Annotated in this window: 19 protein-coding genes; 16 read left to right on the top strand and 3 right to left on the bottom strand. The window is 69.1% G+C overall.

Features of this window, described 5'->3' with window-relative positions; genetic code table 11:
* The first annotated feature begins 295 nt into the window (after positions 1–295).
* On the top strand, positions 296–3,043 hold the full coding sequence (gene ppdK / locus IGS69_RS10575) for a pyruvate, phosphate dikinase (protein ID WP_385862128.1): 2,748 nt from the start codon (positions 296–298) through the stop codon (positions 3,041–3,043).
* A 156-nt stretch (positions 3,044–3,199) separates the two neighbouring features.
* On the opposite strand, the gene IGS69_RS10570 is transcribed toward ppdK, so the two are convergent.
* The gene (locus IGS69_RS10570; RefSeq protein WP_190898531.1) at positions 3,200–4,444 is read right to left on the bottom strand and encodes a site-specific integrase; all 1,245 of its coding nucleotides are present in this window, start codon (positions 4,442–4,444) and stop codon (positions 3,200–3,202) included.
* The gene (locus IGS69_RS10565) at positions 4,428–4,901 is read right to left on the bottom strand and encodes a helix-turn-helix domain-containing protein (protein ID WP_190898530.1); all 474 of its coding nucleotides are present in this window, start codon (positions 4,899–4,901) and stop codon (positions 4,428–4,430) included. Before IGS69_RS10565 ends, IGS69_RS10570 begins: the two co-directional genes overlap by 17 nt.
* Before the next feature lie 158 nt (positions 4,902–5,059).
* Between IGS69_RS10565 and IGS69_RS10560 the strand changes: the two genes are divergently transcribed.
* From IGS69_RS10560 to IGS69_RS10490, 15 genes are all read left to right on the top strand, one after another.
* Complete coding sequence (locus IGS69_RS10560) at positions 5,060–5,302, top strand: DNA-binding protein (protein ID WP_190898529.1); 243 nt, start codon at positions 5,060–5,062, stop codon at positions 5,300–5,302.
* Entirely contained in the window at positions 5,299–5,601 is a 303-nt protein-coding gene (locus tag IGS69_RS10555; protein ID WP_190898527.1) for a hypothetical protein, read from the top strand. The genes IGS69_RS10560 and IGS69_RS10555 overlap by 4 nt, the downstream gene beginning before the upstream one ends.
* Positions 5,598–5,909, top strand: a complete 312-nt coding sequence (locus IGS69_RS10550) for a hypothetical protein (RefSeq protein ID WP_190898526.1) — start codon at positions 5,598–5,600, stop codon at positions 5,907–5,909. The genes IGS69_RS10555 and IGS69_RS10550 overlap by 4 nt, the downstream gene beginning before the upstream one ends.
* Entirely contained in the window at positions 5,906–6,769 is an 864-nt protein-coding gene (locus tag IGS69_RS10545; RefSeq protein ID WP_190898524.1) for a bifunctional DNA primase/polymerase, read from the top strand. Before IGS69_RS10550 ends, IGS69_RS10545 begins: the two co-directional genes overlap by 4 nt.
* Positions 6,766–8,025: a DUF3987 domain-containing protein gene (locus IGS69_RS10540; RefSeq protein ID WP_190898523.1), complete on the top strand. Its 1,260-nt coding sequence runs from the start codon at positions 6,766–6,768 to the stop codon at positions 8,023–8,025. The genes IGS69_RS10545 and IGS69_RS10540 overlap by 4 nt, the downstream gene beginning before the upstream one ends.
* 187 nt (positions 8,026–8,212) lie before the next feature.
* Positions 8,213–8,587 (top strand): hypothetical protein, encoded by a 375-nt coding sequence (locus tag IGS69_RS10535; RefSeq protein ID WP_190898521.1) that lies wholly within the window; start codon positions 8,213–8,215, stop codon positions 8,585–8,587.
* A gap of 183 nt (positions 8,588–8,770) precedes the next feature.
* Complete coding sequence (locus IGS69_RS10530) at positions 8,771–8,983, top strand: hypothetical protein (protein ID WP_190898520.1); 213 nt, start codon at positions 8,771–8,773, stop codon at positions 8,981–8,983.
* Between the two features lie 43 nt (positions 8,984–9,026).
* Positions 9,027–9,242 carry a hypothetical protein gene (locus tag IGS69_RS10525; protein WP_190898519.1) on the top strand — a complete coding sequence of 72 codons (216 nt, stop codon included), beginning with the start codon at positions 9,027–9,029 and terminating at the stop codon, positions 9,240–9,242.
* Positions 9,239–9,700, top strand: a complete 462-nt coding sequence (locus IGS69_RS10520) for an NUDIX domain-containing protein (RefSeq protein ID WP_190898518.1) — start codon at positions 9,239–9,241, stop codon at positions 9,698–9,700. The genes IGS69_RS10525 and IGS69_RS10520 overlap by 4 nt, the downstream gene beginning before the upstream one ends.
* On the top strand, positions 9,697–10,299 hold the full coding sequence (locus tag IGS69_RS10515) for a hypothetical protein (RefSeq protein WP_190898516.1): 603 nt from the start codon (positions 9,697–9,699) through the stop codon (positions 10,297–10,299). The genes IGS69_RS10520 and IGS69_RS10515 overlap by 4 nt, the downstream gene beginning before the upstream one ends.
* Positions 10,296–10,904: a hypothetical protein gene (locus IGS69_RS10510; RefSeq protein ID WP_190898515.1), complete on the top strand. Its 609-nt coding sequence runs from the start codon at positions 10,296–10,298 to the stop codon at positions 10,902–10,904. The genes IGS69_RS10515 and IGS69_RS10510 overlap by 4 nt, the downstream gene beginning before the upstream one ends.
* The gene (locus IGS69_RS10505; RefSeq protein WP_190898513.1) at positions 10,901–11,746 is read left to right on the top strand and encodes a hypothetical protein; all 846 of its coding nucleotides are present in this window, start codon (positions 10,901–10,903) and stop codon (positions 11,744–11,746) included. Before IGS69_RS10510 ends, IGS69_RS10505 begins: the two co-directional genes overlap by 4 nt.
* Before the next feature lie 283 nt (positions 11,747–12,029).
* Entirely contained in the window at positions 12,030–12,410 is a 381-nt protein-coding gene (locus tag IGS69_RS10500; protein ID WP_190898512.1) for a hypothetical protein, read from the top strand.
* Complete coding sequence (locus IGS69_RS10495) at positions 12,407–12,691, top strand: hypothetical protein (protein WP_190898510.1); 285 nt, start codon at positions 12,407–12,409, stop codon at positions 12,689–12,691. The genes IGS69_RS10500 and IGS69_RS10495 overlap by 4 nt, the downstream gene beginning before the upstream one ends.
* On the top strand, positions 12,688–13,023 hold the full coding sequence (locus IGS69_RS10490; protein WP_190898508.1) for a hypothetical protein: 336 nt from the start codon (positions 12,688–12,690) through the stop codon (positions 13,021–13,023). The genes IGS69_RS10495 and IGS69_RS10490 overlap by 4 nt, the downstream gene beginning before the upstream one ends.
* A 209-nt stretch (positions 13,024–13,232) precedes the next feature.
* Here the strand turns inward: IGS69_RS10490 and IGS69_RS10485 are convergent, their stop codons facing one another.
* A complete protein-coding gene (locus tag IGS69_RS10485) occupies positions 13,233–15,374 on the bottom strand; it encodes a cell division protein FtsK (protein WP_190898507.1) in 2,142 nt (713 codons plus the stop codon).
* Between the last annotated feature and the right edge of the window lie 3 nt (positions 15,375–15,377).

The raw sequence follows: 15,377 nt of genomic DNA, 5'->3' as shown, positions 1-15,377 counted from the left end.
CGACTGCACTTCTCCAAAGGGTGGCACTGAGTGCCACCCTTTGATCGTTCATCGAGCGAAATCAAATGTGCGGAAACCTCGCTCACATGAGCGCTCAGAGGGGCTCAGGAAGGATCTTGCGTTCAAGAAGTGAAAACATGCGGCTGCGATCGCTTGCTCAGCCTTGACTTTCGATCCGCTGGCGGACGAGTGGTTACAGGCGTATGACGCACGAGTGGACGTACCCAGACGCCTTTGATCTGGGTATGTTCCTGCCCGTCAGGGCAGCCACCGCGTCCTCGAGGAGTCGAGACCCGTGTCGGAAAACAAAGATCTCCCGGTAGCCGAGCAGGCCGCGAGCGTTGAGGGCGTGAAGTTCGTCTATGACTTCACCGAGGGCAACAAGGACCTCAAGGACCTCCTCGGTGGCAAGGGCGCGAACCTCGCGGAGATGACGAACCTGGGCCTTCCGGTCCCTCCCGGCTTCACCATCACCACCGAGGCCTGCAAGGTCTACCTGGAAAGCGGCGAGGAGCCCGCGGCACTGCGTGACGAGGTGACCGCCCACCTCGACGCGCTCGAGGCCCGCATGGGCAAGAAGCTCGGCCAGGCCGACGACCCGCTGCTGGTGTCGGTGCGCTCGGGCGCCAAGTTCTCCATGCCCGGCATGATGGACACCGTCCTCAACATCGGCCTCTCCGACAAGTCGGTGCAGGGCCTGGCCAAGCAGGCCGGCGACGACCGGTTCGCCTGGGACTCCTACCGCCGCCTCATCCAGATGTTCGGCAAGACCGTCCTGGGCGTCGACGGCGAGCTGTTCGAGGACGCGCTGGACGCGGCCAAGGCGGCCAAGAAGGTCACGGTCGACACCGAGCTGGAGGCCGCCGACCTCAAGAAGCTCGTCACCAAGTTCAAGAAGATCGTCAAGACCGAGGCCGGCCGGGACTTCCCGCAGGACCCGCGCGAGCAGATGGACCTCGCCATCCACGCGGTCTTCGACTCCTGGAACACCGACCGGGCCAAGCTCTACCGCCGCCAGGAGCGCATCCCCGGCGACCTCGGCACCGCGGTCAACGTCTGTTCCATGGTCTTCGGCAACCTCGGCCCCGACTCCGGCACCGGCGTCGCCTTCACCCGCGACCCCGCCTCCGGCCACCAGGGCGTGTACGGCGACTACCTCCAGAACGCGCAGGGCGAGGACGTCGTCGCGGGCATCCGCAACACCGTGCCGCTCGCCGAGCTGGAGCAGATCGACAAGAAGTCCTACGACCAGCTGATGCAGATCATGGAGACGCTGGAGAACCATTACAAGGACCTCTGCGACATCGAGTTCACCATCGAGCGCGGTGTGCTGTGGATGCTCCAGACCCGCGTCGGCAAGCGCACCGCGGGCGCGGCCTTCCGCATCGCGACCCAGCTGGTGGACCAGGGCCTGATCGACGAGGCCGAGGCGCTCACCCGCGTCAACGGCGCCCAGCTGGCGCAGCTGATGTTCCCGCGCTTCGACGAGAGCGCCAAGGTCGAGCAGGTCGGGCGCGGCATCGCCGCCTCCCCGGGCGCGGCCGTCGGCAAGGCCGTCTTCGACTCCTACACGGCCGTGAAGTGGTCGCGGTCCGGCGAGAAGGTCATCCTGATCCGCCGTGAGACCAACCCCGACGACCTGGACGGCATGATCGCCGCCGAGGGCATCCTGACCTCGCGCGGCGGCAAGACCTCCCACGCGGCCGTCGTCGCGCGCGGCATGGGCAAGACCTGTGTCTGCGGCGCCGAGGAGCTGGAGGTCGACACCAAGCGCCGCCGGATGACCGTGCCGGGCGGGCACGTCGTCGAGGAGGGCGACGTCGTCTCCATCGACGGCTCCTCCGGCAAGGTCTACCTCGGTGAGGTACCCGTCGTGCCGTCGCCGGTCGTGGAGTACTTCGAGGGCCGGATGCACCCGGGCGCCGACGACGCCGACGAGCTCGTCGAGGCCGTCCACCGGATGATGGCCTTCGCCGACCGCAAGCGCCGCCTGCGGGTGCGCGCCAACGCCGACAACGCCGAGGACGCGCTGCGCGCCCGCCGGTTCGGCGCCCAGGGGATCGGCCTGTGCCGCACCGAGCACATGTTCCTCGGCGACCGGCGCGAGCTGGTGGAGCGGCTGATCCTGGCCGACACGGACGCCGAGCGCGAGGAGTCCCTCAAGCAGCTGCTCCCGCTCCAGAAGCAGGACTTCGTCCAGCTCTTCGAGTCGATGGACGGCCTCCCGGTCACCGTCCGCCTCCTGGACCCGCCGCTGCACGAGTTCCTGCCCGACATCACGGAACTCTCGGTCCGCGTGGCCCTGGCGGAATCCCGCCAGGAGCCGCACGAGAACGAACTGCGCCTGCTCCAGGCCGTCCACCGGCTGCACGAGCAGAACCCGATGCTGGGCCTGCGCGGTGTGCGTCTCGGCCTGGTCATCCCCGGCCTGTTCACCATGCAGGTCCGGGCGATCGCCGAGGCCGCGGCCGAGCGCAAGGCCGCCAAGGGCGACCCGCGCGCCGAGATCATGATCCCGCTCGTGGGCACGGTGCAGGAGCTGGAGATCGTGCGCGAGGAGGCCGACGCGGTCATCGCCGAGGTCGAGGCGGCCTCGGGCACGCAGCTGAAGCTGTCCATCGGCACGATGATCGAGCTGCCGCGCGCCGCGCTGACCGCCGGTCAGATCGCCGAGGCGGCCCAGTTCTTCTCCTTCGGCACGAACGACCTCACCCAGACGGTGTGGGGCTTCAGCCGGGACGACGTGGAGGCGAGCTTCTTCACGGCGTACCTGGAGAAGGGCATCTTCGGTGTCTCCCCGTTCGAGACGATCGACAAGGACGGTGTCGGCTCCCTGGTGAAGCTGGCCGCCAAGGCCGGCCGCGAGACCCGGCCCGACCTCAAGCTCGGCGTCTGCGGCGAGCACGGCGGCGACCCCGAGTCGGTCCACTTCTTCCACGAGGTGGGACTCGACTACGTCTCCTGCTCCCCGTTCCGTATCCCCGTGGCACGCCTGGAAGCGGGCCGGGCGGCGGTCCAGTCCGAGGGCAGCGACCACCGCTGACCCGGGGTAGAACCCGGAGCCGTCGGCGGTCCCCGACCCTCACCGATCGCGGCGGCTCCGGCGCACGAAGAAGAGCGGGGCGGCACCTTGTGCGGGGTGCCGCCCCTTCTGCTGTGAGCTGGGAACTCTCTCGAAAAGCGCCCCGGCAGGGCACTATCAGGGCACATCACTCAGGGCCTCATCGATGAGCGCGGCCGTCGTGTCCTCCCCGTCCTCGTACAGATGGACGTACAGGTCCAGGGTCGTCGATGGCTTAGCGTGACCGAGGCGCCGCTGCACCTTCTTCACACTCGCCCCATGCTTGATCAGCACCGAGGCATAGAAGTGGCGGCAGTCGTGCGTCGTCGTCCCGTCCGGCACACGCAACGGCGACCCTGCAGCTGCTAGATCCTTGTCGGCGCGCTTCACCATGCGGGCCCACACCTTCGACCACGACCCGCGCCGGATCGGATCCCCCGTCTCGCTCACGAACAGCAGCCGAGCCTTGCGCGTACACGGCTTACGCGGATCAGTCCGGTCCTCAATCTCGATCTCGACGGGCGGGTACGCCTTGAGGTGCTCCTCGACAGCAGCCGTGGCGGACGCCGACAGCGGGACGGTGCGGTAACTCTTCTCGGTCTTCGGCTCGCCCAGATACGGCACGCCCTTGTCGGGGCCCACCAGCTGCTGCTCGACCTCCAGCGTCCCGGCCCGCAAGTCGACGTGCTCGACCTCCAGGCCGAACAGCTCGCCCTGCCGGAGCCCCGTCGTCGCTGCCAGGCGCATGAGCGCCCGATAGCGGGGAGAGGCGGCGGCCAGCAGCGCGCGGACGACCGCTGGCTCGAGCGGCACTACCTCGGGCTGTCGAATGTCCGGGAGGTCGACGCCATGGCAGGGGTTCGAGCGGACGATGCCGTCGTAGTGGGCCGCCGCCATGACGCCGAAGAGGGCGTTCCAGGGGGTGCGGAGGCTGGAAGGGGCGAGGACCGCGGACCGATCCTTCAGCCAGGCCCGGATGTCTGATCGCTTAATGCCGGCTATCTGGTGGTTGCCGAGCAGCGGATAGACGTGCAGTCGTAGGCCTCGCTCGACGTTGGACTCGGTCCGCTGCCTGTGCGTGGCCGAGGCGCGCCACTCCTCCGCGTAGTCCCGGAAGGTCTGGCGGCGCGTGACGCGGTCGACGTACTCGCCTTTGTCGAGTTCGTTCTGTACCTCGGCGGCCCGAGCATCGGCCGCGGTCCGCTTGGCGAAGTTCTCCTTCTTCTGCTCGCCGGCCGGGTCCCGGTAGCGGACCTGCCAGCGCTTCCCGATCCCGTGGTCGCGGCTCGCGTACACGGGTTTCGTGCGGGTGCTGTGCTCCTCGCACGGCTCTGCATCAGCTGGCGGCCGGCTCAGATGCCAGCGGTCATACACCTTCGCCACTGTCGTTCTCCCAGGTTCCGGGGTCGCGCCGTTTCTCCGCCTCGACGTCGACCGCGCCCCACTCGCCCAACTGCTCGAAGAGCTCGCGCTTAGCTTCCCGCCTTCGCACCTCGTTCAACGGCACTTCCGTGTAGAAGATCCGCTGATCCGTCCCGGGCAGTGGCTCCACGCCACGCACCCAAGCCCGCACGCGGGCCGCCGGCGCCACGGTCTCGGGCGTCACGTTGTACTCGACGTCCTCGAGCGGCACGAGAAGGTGCAGAGGGGACACGTCGAGGACGTGGGCGAGCCCTAGCCACTCCGTCAGGCTCACGTTCTGCCGCTTCCCCTTCTCGAGATTGGAGACGGTGAAGCGGTCCCACTTGAAGCCTTCTGCCTGCATTAGCTGGCCAACTTCGGCTGCTGTGAGGCCCTTTCGTTTCCGCAGTTCACCGACCCTGAAGGCCACAGTCTGCACGGGGCCGATTCCTCGTTCTGGCAAGTCCACTCCACTCCTAGGTGATCCAGTTTCACCTTATAGAGCACTTGCATCACCGGCAACAGTGAGGCACGATTGGCCGCAACTCGATGCCCGGTTACACCTGAACGTGTAACCATTTCACCTAAAGGAGAAGCATGGGACGGGCCACCCTCCCCCGCGTGACGCTCCCCAAGTCGGCAGGCGCCAATCGCCGCCCGCTCGCCACCGTGCCCGACATCGCCGAGCACTACGGGGTCCCCCTGAAGACCGTTCGCTATTGGCACCAGACGCAGACCGGCCCCGGTTGCCTGATGTTCCGTGTCGGCAAGTACCTCCGCGCCCGCTGGGACGACATCGACCAGTACGACGCCGACCAGGCTGGAGGCGCCGCCGCATGACCACGAACGCAGAAACGCCCCGGATGATGGCCGGGGCGCTTCGTGAAGACTCCGCTGTGGGCGCTTCGTCTGCTGCCATCGTGCCACAGGCGACTGACGACGCGCACCAGGGCGACGCCCTGTTCCCCGCCGACCCGGCCCTGCCGATCGCCCGGCCCGTACCCGTCCAGACGTCCGGCCGGCTCGAGTTCGCCGCACGCTGCCCCGAGTGCCGCACCTGGCACCGACACGTCAGCTTGGGCGAGAAAGACGCACCCTGCGGTGCGCACTACCGGCTCGAGTTCAAGGGGGCGGCATGAACGACGATCTCCTCCGATGGGATCGTGCCGGACGCCTTCATCTGGGAATGGTGACGGACCTCAACCCGCCTTGCTGCGGCTGCGGCATGGACGTCTGCACGGCAGGCGAGTTCTACATGGTCCACGATCACGTGTGGGCAGCTGCCGGAACGTGCCAGTGCGCGGTCCTGTGTGTCGGGTGCCTCGAGGCCCGTCTCGGGCGACAGCTCACGGCCGGCGACTTCAGTGACTGGCCGGTCAACGACTCCGACCAGTGCCACCACAGCGAACGGCTGCGCGCTCGGCTCACCTCCAAGGGGGCGGCGTGAGCAACCACGAGAAGGCACTCGACAACGCCCTCCGGGCCGCAGCCCAGGGCTACGCCGTGGCGCCCACCACCATCAACAAGACGCCCGCCATCCCGTCCCCGCACGCCAAGGGGCACAACTGCAAGGGGCAGTGCGGGCAGCCCGGACACGGCGTGTACGACGCCACCACCAACACGGCTGATGTACGACGTCTGTTCGGTCTGGCCCCGAAAGCTGTCGGCTACCTGATCGCCTGCCGTGGCCGCCTGGTCGGCTTGGACATCGACGTGAAGAACGGCGTCAACGGCTACGAAACGCTCGCCGAGCTGGGACGGAAGCACGGGTTCGAGATCCCCCGGATCACGACCACCGTGTTCACCCCGTCCGGTGGCGCCCACGTGTGGCTCACCGTCCCCGAGGGCGTCACCGTGCCGAACTCGGTCGGCCGCCTCGGTCCGGGCCTCGACGTCCGCGGAACCGGCGGCTACCTGGTCGGACCTGGCAGCACCGGCCGCGCCGGGGAGTACACGTTCCACCCGAAGACCGGCTACACGGAGCCCCAGCCCGCGCCTGCCGCCCTGCTCGCCCTGATGCTGCCTCCGCCCCCCGTCGTCCGCCCCCAGCGTCGCGTCACCACCGCGCCCGACGCTGCGGGGCGGACCCTCACGGGACTCGTGAACGTCGTCCTGTCGTCCGCCCAAGGCACAAGGAACGACCGCCTGTTCTGGGCTGCCAGCAAAGCGTGGGCGCATGTGGCCGACGGGCATCTCGCGGCCGGCGACGTTGAGGCCGAGCTGATCGGGGCGGCTACCCAGATCGGATTGGGCGAGGCCGAAGCACGGCGCACGATCGCCTCTGCCGGGCGGGGGGTGCACGCGTGAGCGAAGCCGAGGAGCCTGAAGTCTCGCCCACCGGCCGCCCCTGGCCAGTGCTCGGCGAGAAGGCTTTCCATGGCCTCGCCGGTCGCATCGTGACCACGATCGAACCGCACACCGAGGCCGACCCCGCGGCCATGCTGTTCACGCTCTACAGCGCCGCGGGAGCCCTGATCGGGAAGGGCCCGCACATCCTCACCGGTGGCGTTCACCACGGCGCCCGCATCTGGTCGCTCATCATCGGGCGGACGGCAGGCGGCATGAAGGGAACGTCAGCCGCGGAGATCCGCCGCGTCCTGACCGTCACAGACGAGGGGTTCGTTCACGACCGAGTCATGGGCGGTCTGTCGTCCGCAGAGGGCCTGATCATTCAGGTGCGGGACCCGAGCGGCGACCCCGACTCAGACAGCTACGACGAGGGCGTCGAGGACAAGCGCCTGTTGGTCATCGAGTCGGAGTTCGCCTCCGTCCTCGCCCAAGGGAAGCGGGAGGGGAACACCCTGCTGCCGCTCATCCGGCAGGCGTGGGATGGCGGAACGCTCCGCACGATGACGGTGAAGCCGAAGATTGCGACGGAACCTCACATCGGGATCGTCGGACACATCACGCCGACCGAGCTGCGGATGAAGCTCAACGAGGCAGAGCGGGCCGGCGGAACGATGAACCGGTTCCTGCCGGTCCTGTCCAAGCGCTCGAAGCTGCTGCCGGACGGGGGCGACCTCGCCGAGGCGGACGTGAAGGCGCTCGGCGCCGAACTGCGGGCCGTCATCGACAAGGCGCAGACGATCGGCCAGATGCGACGCAGCACCGACGCGGCGAAGCACTGGCGGGAGTTGTACGACCGTCTAGCCGCCGACCATGCCGGTGACGGCCCTGTCGCTCAGGTCGTCGCCCGAGCGGCCCCCCAGGTGCTGCGGCTGTCCGTCACGGCCGCACTCCTGGACGGGTTCGACTACATCGATCTGCCGCACCTCGAGGCGGCGGAAGCGATGTGGGACTACGCCGAGGACACCGCTTGGTACGTCTTCGGCGGAGGTTCCGGGAACCCCGATCTCGACCGTCTGCGGACGTTCGTCGACGAGGGCGGCGAGGAGGGCGTGACCCGTACCGACATCAACGCGAAGTGCTTCGGCCGGAACAAGAAGGCGTCGGAGGTTGAGGCGCTGGTGGTCGAACTCCTCAAGATCAACGGTTACGCAGAGTTCACCAAGCCCACGGCCGGACGGCCGGTGAAGGGGGTCCGACGAATTAAGCCGAAGTAAGGAATTAAGGGTCTGACCTGCGGTGACGTGAAGGGGCTTAATTCGTGGCTACGAAATAAGCCCCACCCCAGAAGGACCGCTGACCAGCTTCTTTAGTTCTTTCGCCTTACTTCGTAGCCAAGTCCTCTCCCGACCCCCTCGACTACAAGGAGTAGCCGTGCCGAGTCAGCTCACTACCCAGAACGCTGTGATCACGACGGCCGTCGTTGAGGTGAAGGCCCTCACGATCAGCGGTAAGCAGGTCACCCAGTCCGTCTTCAAGCAGCTACCCGAAGAGCGGCTGTACGCCCCAGACGGCACCATGCGCGGGCGGCCGTGGGGCCGGGTCAACTTCCACCCCGGCAGGTGTACGCCTCCGCCCGACACAACCGTCTGGTGGGCCTGGCCCGAACACGCTCACGTCGTCTGGCAGCTCGGCGACGAACTGCGACGGGCCACGGTCTGGGCCGGCAAGTTCGACCCCGACGTCAGTCTCGAAGGACGCCCGTGGATCAGCGAGACTGCCCCGCCCAGCGAGTGGAATCTCGTCGCCGACCTCCCCCAGCTGTTCATCGCGGTGTGAGGCACCCATGACCCGAGCCCGCCTCCGCTGTGCTGTCTGCGACCGGCCGTTGAAGGCCGGCCGCGGGCGGCCCTGCATTCGCGGCTGCGGCGCACGACTGTGCCGGGCAGTCCGCCAGCCCCAATGCTCCGACGTACACGGCGGGCAATGCCCGCACCTCGAACTCCCCGAAGGGAACTGACCATGACCCCGACTACCAACCCTGTCGTTGCCGCTCTCCCCGCCGATGGCTGGTCCGCCGGCATCCGGGTGGAGGAAGGCGTCGACTACAACCTGCCGCTCGTCGGATGGCTCGTCTACGCCGACGGAACCGTCCGCCCCATCTGCATCGACCACCACGGCCAGCAGAAGGACCCCACCACCCTGCCCAACTTCTCCCGCCTGTGGAGCGCCTGATGGCCTCCCACGTCGAGCAGTGCACGGCCGTGGAGGTGGCGCCGTGAGCGATCAGCCGCCCGCCGAGGTGATGGAGTTCGCCCGCAACTACAAGTGCGGCCACTGCTCAGGCGACACGATGGAACTCGTCCGGGGAGACGGCAACCTCTGGCACGGCTACTTCCGCCACGACGACGGATGCCCCGTGCAGGTGGGTGCCGTCTCATCGATCCCCGACTCCTTCAGGGCCCTCCCCCCGGGCTACGAGGGGGCGCCGTGACGCTCACCGTCGACACGTCCCGCGGCTACGTCGTCTGCGGGCGTGGCTGCCGCCACTGGGGCCCGTATGGCGCCGCCGGCCTCCTCCTCCGCCACGGGTCCCGCGTCCTGCTACAGCAGCGCGCCCCGCACGTCCACCACGGCGGCACATGGAGCCTGCCCGGTGGCGCCCTCCACCAGGGCGAGACGCCGCGCCGTGGCGCCCACCGCGAAGCGTCCGAAGAACTCGGCGGCCTGCCCCGGATCGGGCACCACGCCGTACACACCAGCGACCACGGCGGCTGGGCGTATCACACCGTGATTGCGGACGCCCTCAAGGAGTTCACTCCGGGCCGCGGTGACGGAGAAGGCAGCCGGGCCGACTGGTTCACCCCCGGCCAGGTCGTCGGCCTGGCCCTGCACCCCGACTTCGCCGACACCTGGCACCAGGTCGCCATCCTGATCGGGGGCCGCCGATGATGCTGCCCGACGCCGTCACAACCGACTTCGACCCCGCCATGTGGGACGACCGACAGCTGCAGCGCGACATCGACCGGTACATCACCCGGCAGGCCCGCCCGATGCGGCCGGACGTGTTCGCGGTCATCCTCGACCGGACCGCGCCCGAGCAGCTGCCCGCCATCGTGTGGCACGCCTGGCGGCGCCGCGTCGTCCCGACCGACACCATCGGCGAACACCTCGGCATGGCGTTCGCGCACTGCGCACGCCCCGGTGAACTCCTCACCCAGCAGCGGTGGCTGACCCTGTTCGGCGCGGTCGGGTTCCGCATCGACGGAGAGCCGGCCGACCGGCCTGACAAGCCGACACGGCTCTACCGGGCCTGCCTGCCCGAGCACACCCGCCGCATGTCCTGGACGCCGTCCCTGCGGGTAGCCCACGCCTACGCGGCCGGTGAAGGCCACCACCAGCCCGGCGCCGACCGCATCTACACCACCACCGTCCAGCCGCAGCACGTCCTCGCCATCAACGACGCCGTGCTCGCCAACCCCGACGAAACCGAATGGATCGTCGACCCCCGACACCTCGACATCCACCAGCACGAAGGGAACCCCTCATGACCCCCGAGCAGATCCGCGAGGCCTACGGCCGCCAGGTGGAGAAGATCCGCAACCGGCAGGACCTCACCCCGCAGGCCAAGCAGGTCGCCATGGCCCGCGCCCACCGGGACGCCTCAGCGCGCATCGCTGCCGCCCGGGACGCCGACCGGCAGCAGTACGAGACCCGCAAGGAGCAGCTGGAGAAGCGCCTCTTCGGCAACCGGGAACTGTCCGGCACCGACGCCCTCAGCGCCCGTGACGCCCGGGAGCGGGCCGCCACCTACACGCACCCCGACGAGGCGCTCGCCGCGTACAAGCGGGCCGAGCGCGACGGCGACCGGGACATGATGCGGGCGCTCGGCTCGTGGGCCGCCGACCAGGCCGCCCTGCCGATCCTCGGCGACGCCTGGCGGCCCCTCGTCGAGACGCACGCCACCGCTACCCCCGGCTACGCCGCCAACCTTGAGGAGCTGCGTTCCCTGCGCGAGCCCGGCACCTACGACGACGCCACCTACGTCACGCCGGCCGTGCCCTCGGAGCTCGGCCGCATGAGCCCCCAGCAGGTCAACACGCTCGCCGACTCGGAGCTCACCGTGTACGGCAACGACGCACCGGAGGCGGCGTGATCACCTTCGACAACGACACCGGCAAAGCACGCAAGGCGGTGAAGGCCGCCCAGCGGCGCGGCCTCCCGATCCCCGACGAGATCCCCGCCACCGCGGCCATGGTCGACGTCGTCGCCAACGCCGCCCACATGAAGCCCCCGGAGCTGCCCACCCTCGACGACATCCCCGCCACGCCCGAGGAGTTGGCCGCGCTCATCGAGGAGCGGGCGCACCAGCAGCGGATCGCCCTCGCCCACCAGGCGGTGGGCAATGACTTCCTCGAGCCGATCGCCCGCAAGTTCAACGCCCTCGTCCGCGACCAGGTCCCGCTGTGGATCCGCGCTCTGCGGCCCGAATTCAACGGGCTCATCAAGCAGCTGCGCACCCAGTCGAAGAAGCTCCCGACCAACCTCGACACCCGCTACCTCAACTGGAACGACGCGGCCGTCACCACGCCGTGGGAGAAGGCCGAAGGCATCGCCTTCCAACTCGACCAGATCGTCAACGACCGCAAGGACATGGCACAGGCCGGCAGCCTCGCAGGCGAAGGCGGCAGAGACTACGCGCTGTACGCCGTAGCCAAGCTGCCCGAGCCCACCGTCGAGGGCGTGGTCCAGCACCGCATGCGCACCCACATCTCACCTGAGGTCGCGCAGTGGCGAGACCTCAGGCAGCAGCCCGTGTCCAGGTGGCTCGCACTGGCCAGGTCGGAACACCTGACCATCGAGCTCGCCACACCCGACGAGGTGAGGCAGCGCGCCGCGGTGTGGGACCAGTGGCGCGAGGGCATCGCAGCACGAGGTGTCGCACCACTACCAACACCCAAGTCCATCGCAGCTATCGAGTCAGCACTGCGAGGCTGACCGATGAAGACGTCGACGCTCCGCAGGTGGGTCACGGGCATGACGAGCCTGCGTAGCAGCGTCGACACCGCGGTCCGGCCGGCTCTCAGGGGCCTGCAGTCGGCCGGTCCGCGGCCCAACGGCAGCGGCGACCTGGGGCGGGAGGCCCCCGGGCGCCGCTGCTGGGATCGGGACCGTATACCTGCTGACCCTGGCTGACACCTGAAACGCTCCCTAGACCCCCGCTGACCTGCGGGTTTGCCGCATACGCTGACGGTGCGTCAGATGAGAGAGAGGATGCCCCATGACCAGTCTGAGCATTGCCGCAGGTCAGAGCCCTGTAGCCGTGACACCCCGCGAGTTGGGTGAGTCGGGCCGGCGCCTGTGGGAGTCGGTCGTCGAGCACTACGACCTGGACGTGCACGAGGAGCTGCTGCTGCTGCAGGCGTGCCGGTCTGCCGATCTGCTGGATCGGCTGGCCCGTCGGGCGGACGGCGCTGAGCTGACGGTGGTGAACGCGAAGGGGGAGCAGGTGACGGCGCCGTGGATCACGGAGCACCGGCAGCAGTCGCTGGTCCTGGCCCGCCTGTTGGCGTCGATGCGGATGCCGTCGGGTGAGGAGGACGGCCGGCCGCAGCGTCGTGGTGCGTCTCGCGGCTCCTACGGCGTGAGGCGGACGGCGTGAAGCGCCGGCCGGGGCCTGTGGTGATGCCGCTGCACGTGTCGGAGATGCAGCCGGAACGCTATCGGGATGTGGCGGTGAGCCACCTCGAGGACGAGCCGGATGACACGTTCGGGGCGGCTATGGCGGTGTGGCGGGCGTATCTGGCGGAGCGCCGCGACTGGTTCCGCGACCACCAGGTGCGCCGCTATGTCGACGGCCGCGACACCCTGGGCACGCCCCGCCCGCCGTTCGCGTGGGTGCGGTTGACGTTCGGCACTCCTGAGCCGAGGTGGCCGTCGTGAGGCGCCGCACCCGTAGCGAGGAGAACATGCCGGAGTGTCTGCGCCGGTTCGACTGGCGGGAGTGGAGGCCGCCGGCCCCGGAGGATCACCCGGATCCGGACTACGTCCAGTGGTATCTGGGGCTGGGCGACTGGCAGGACGCGAAGGACGCGTGGCTGGCGGGTGAGCCGGTGTTGCTGCCGCCTGAGCGGCCGTTGCCGGACCCCGTCTCGTACACGGGGATGGCGCCGGTCGGACAGTCGGAGCAGCCTGCCCGGAACGAGGGGCGGGGCGAGCCGCAGGCCAAGTTCATCGCTACGTACTACAAGCGGGGCAGGCCGCGCCGGTCGTAGCCTCCCAGAAACGCGAAAGGCCCCCGCCCTCGAGGACCGAGGGCGGGGGCCATGGCGTGCGGGGAGGGACGCAAGAAAGGGGAGCCTCAAGGCCCGTTTCCGGGCCCTGGGGCTCCCCTTCGTATGCGCCTCCCTCGCCTCCCTCAACCGGCCTTTGTGCAGGTCACCGTGAGGGAGGCGGTGCGGGGAGGCTGGTAGGGAGAACTCCCCTACTCGTCGTCGGCTCCCTCGTCTTCGTCGCGCGCCGCGATGGCCTCGAGGACGCGGTCCAGACTGACGTGCTGACGCCCGCCGGTCTTGTACTCGCCGTGCCCGGCGTCGTCGAGGACGCGCCGCAGGTCCCGGAACGTCCACCCCTCGTACTCGGCCGGGTTGCGCTCGACCAGGCCGCGCAGCACGTCCTGCGTGAGCATCTTCGGCTCGTGCCCCAACACGGCCGCGATGTCGCCGAGGTGGTCGACCGGGGCGAACGCGGGCGCGTCGTCGGCCGGACCGCCCTCGAAGATGCCCATCGCCCGCTCGACGACCGGCGTCACCTCGTCGACACCCTTCTCCGGATCCCGGGCGATGTAGTGGGAGCGGATCACCTCGAACGGCTTGTTGCTGAAGCCGACGCTCACCGCCGTGCCGACGTCCTCGCCGGGGATCAGGGTGGTGGCGGTGATGCCGGCCTTGTGCTTTCCGGAGCCGAGCAGCCCGTCGTTGGCGACGTGGTCGCCGACCGCGAACGCCAGGCGGTGGGAGGTGTTGCGGGTAACGTCGCGCGGCAGGCTCTCCGCGGTCGGGGACACCGTGGTCCAGATCAGGGTGATGCCCACCTTGCGGGCCTTCTTCATCACCTTGATGGCCAGCTCAGCGGCCTCCTTGCCGTACTCCTTGTGCATGAACAGCTCGTGGCACTCGTCGAACACGACGACCTTGGGCCGCATCCGCGGGTCCTTCAGGGCCAGGTCGCGTGTCAGCTTGGTGGCCTCACCGCCCAGGGACTCCAGCAGCTTGCCCCGCTCGGTCACTTCGTCGCGCAGGTTCCGCAGGGCGACCAGGGCGGCCTTGAGGTCGTCGTCCTCGTCGCCCTTGACCAGCACCCGCAGGCGCGGCTTGAGCGGGTCGTAGTCGACGTTGTACGCCATGACGTAGGCCTCGACGACCACCAGCGGGTCGAGGATCGCGCCGAGCAGCAGGGTGATGACGATGGACGTCTTACCCGAGCCCATGATGCCGCCGACCATGTAGTTCGCGGCCATCAGCTTGCCGATGATCGGCTCGCCGCGCTGCGACACGGCGATGGGCACGCCCCTGAAGTAGTCGGTGGTGCCCTCGTGCAGGAGCGGCCACGGCGGTACTTCCCCGGACAGGGAGCCCTGGTCAGCAACCCACAGGTCGAGCACGCCGGGCTGCTTAGGCGGCTCGGTGGGCCACGTCTCGACGGGCTTGCGCAGCAGGTTGTGCGCCAGGACGTTCTTTTTCGCCGCGATCATCTCGACGGTGACGCCCATGGGCAGCTGCAGTTGGGTGTGCCAGCCGTTCCCGGAGCGGGTGGTGGGCTGCACCCAACGGGGCTGCCACCCGTCCTTGATGGCCTTGTTCAGCGGGGCGATGCCCAGGTTGCCCAGGGCGCGCAGGATGGCGTTCTCATCCGGTACGACGTCGCGCTGCTCGGGGTCGCCGGGCAGGGCCCAGGCGGGGGCCGCCTGGCGGTGCCGGCCGACCGCCCACACCCCTGCGAGGGCCAGCCACGGCAGGGCGGTGAGCAGCGGATCCCAGATGACACCAGCGATGAACGCGGCCCAGGCGACCAGGTCGACGACCGTCCTGATGGGGGTGAGCACGTCGGATACGTCCTGGTTGGCCCAGGCCAGCATGATGCCGAGCATCAGCAGGATGCCCGCTCCGCCGGCCGCGCCCATGGCTACGGCCTTGGGGGCGTTGATGGCCAGCTGCAGCAGCTCCATGCGGCGCCGGTGGCGGGACTGGCGGAAGATGTAGGCGCGCTGCTCCCAGTCGCGGGCGATGTCTTCCTGCCCGGCTGCCTCCGCGGCCCGCATCATCCGCTCGTGGCGGGCGGTGGTGCGCGAGTCCCAGACGCGGCGGGCCAGGATGCGGCTGCCGCCGACGACGTAGGAGCCGTGCCGGACGGCGGCCCGGTAGCCGGCGTGGGTGCGGACCTCGACGACGACCTTGCGCAGGTGGTCGATACGCACTCGCCGACGAGGCTGGTCACCGCCAGGGGTACACGTCAACGTGTACCCCTTCTCGTCATCCGGCGCGGCAGGCTGCTCGGGCGCGAACTTGAGTAGGGATACCTGCGGCTTGACGTGCCCGTTTACGCGCTCCGGGGCAGTCTCGGTCATGCT

This window comes from Streptomyces tuirus, from assembly GCF_014701095.1.
Taxonomy (GTDB): domain Bacteria; phylum Actinomycetota; class Actinomycetes; order Streptomycetales; family Streptomycetaceae; genus Streptomyces; species Streptomyces tuirus.
The sequence above is the reverse complement of the archived record's forward strand: the minus strand, read 5'-3'. Positions and strand labels throughout refer to the sequence as shown.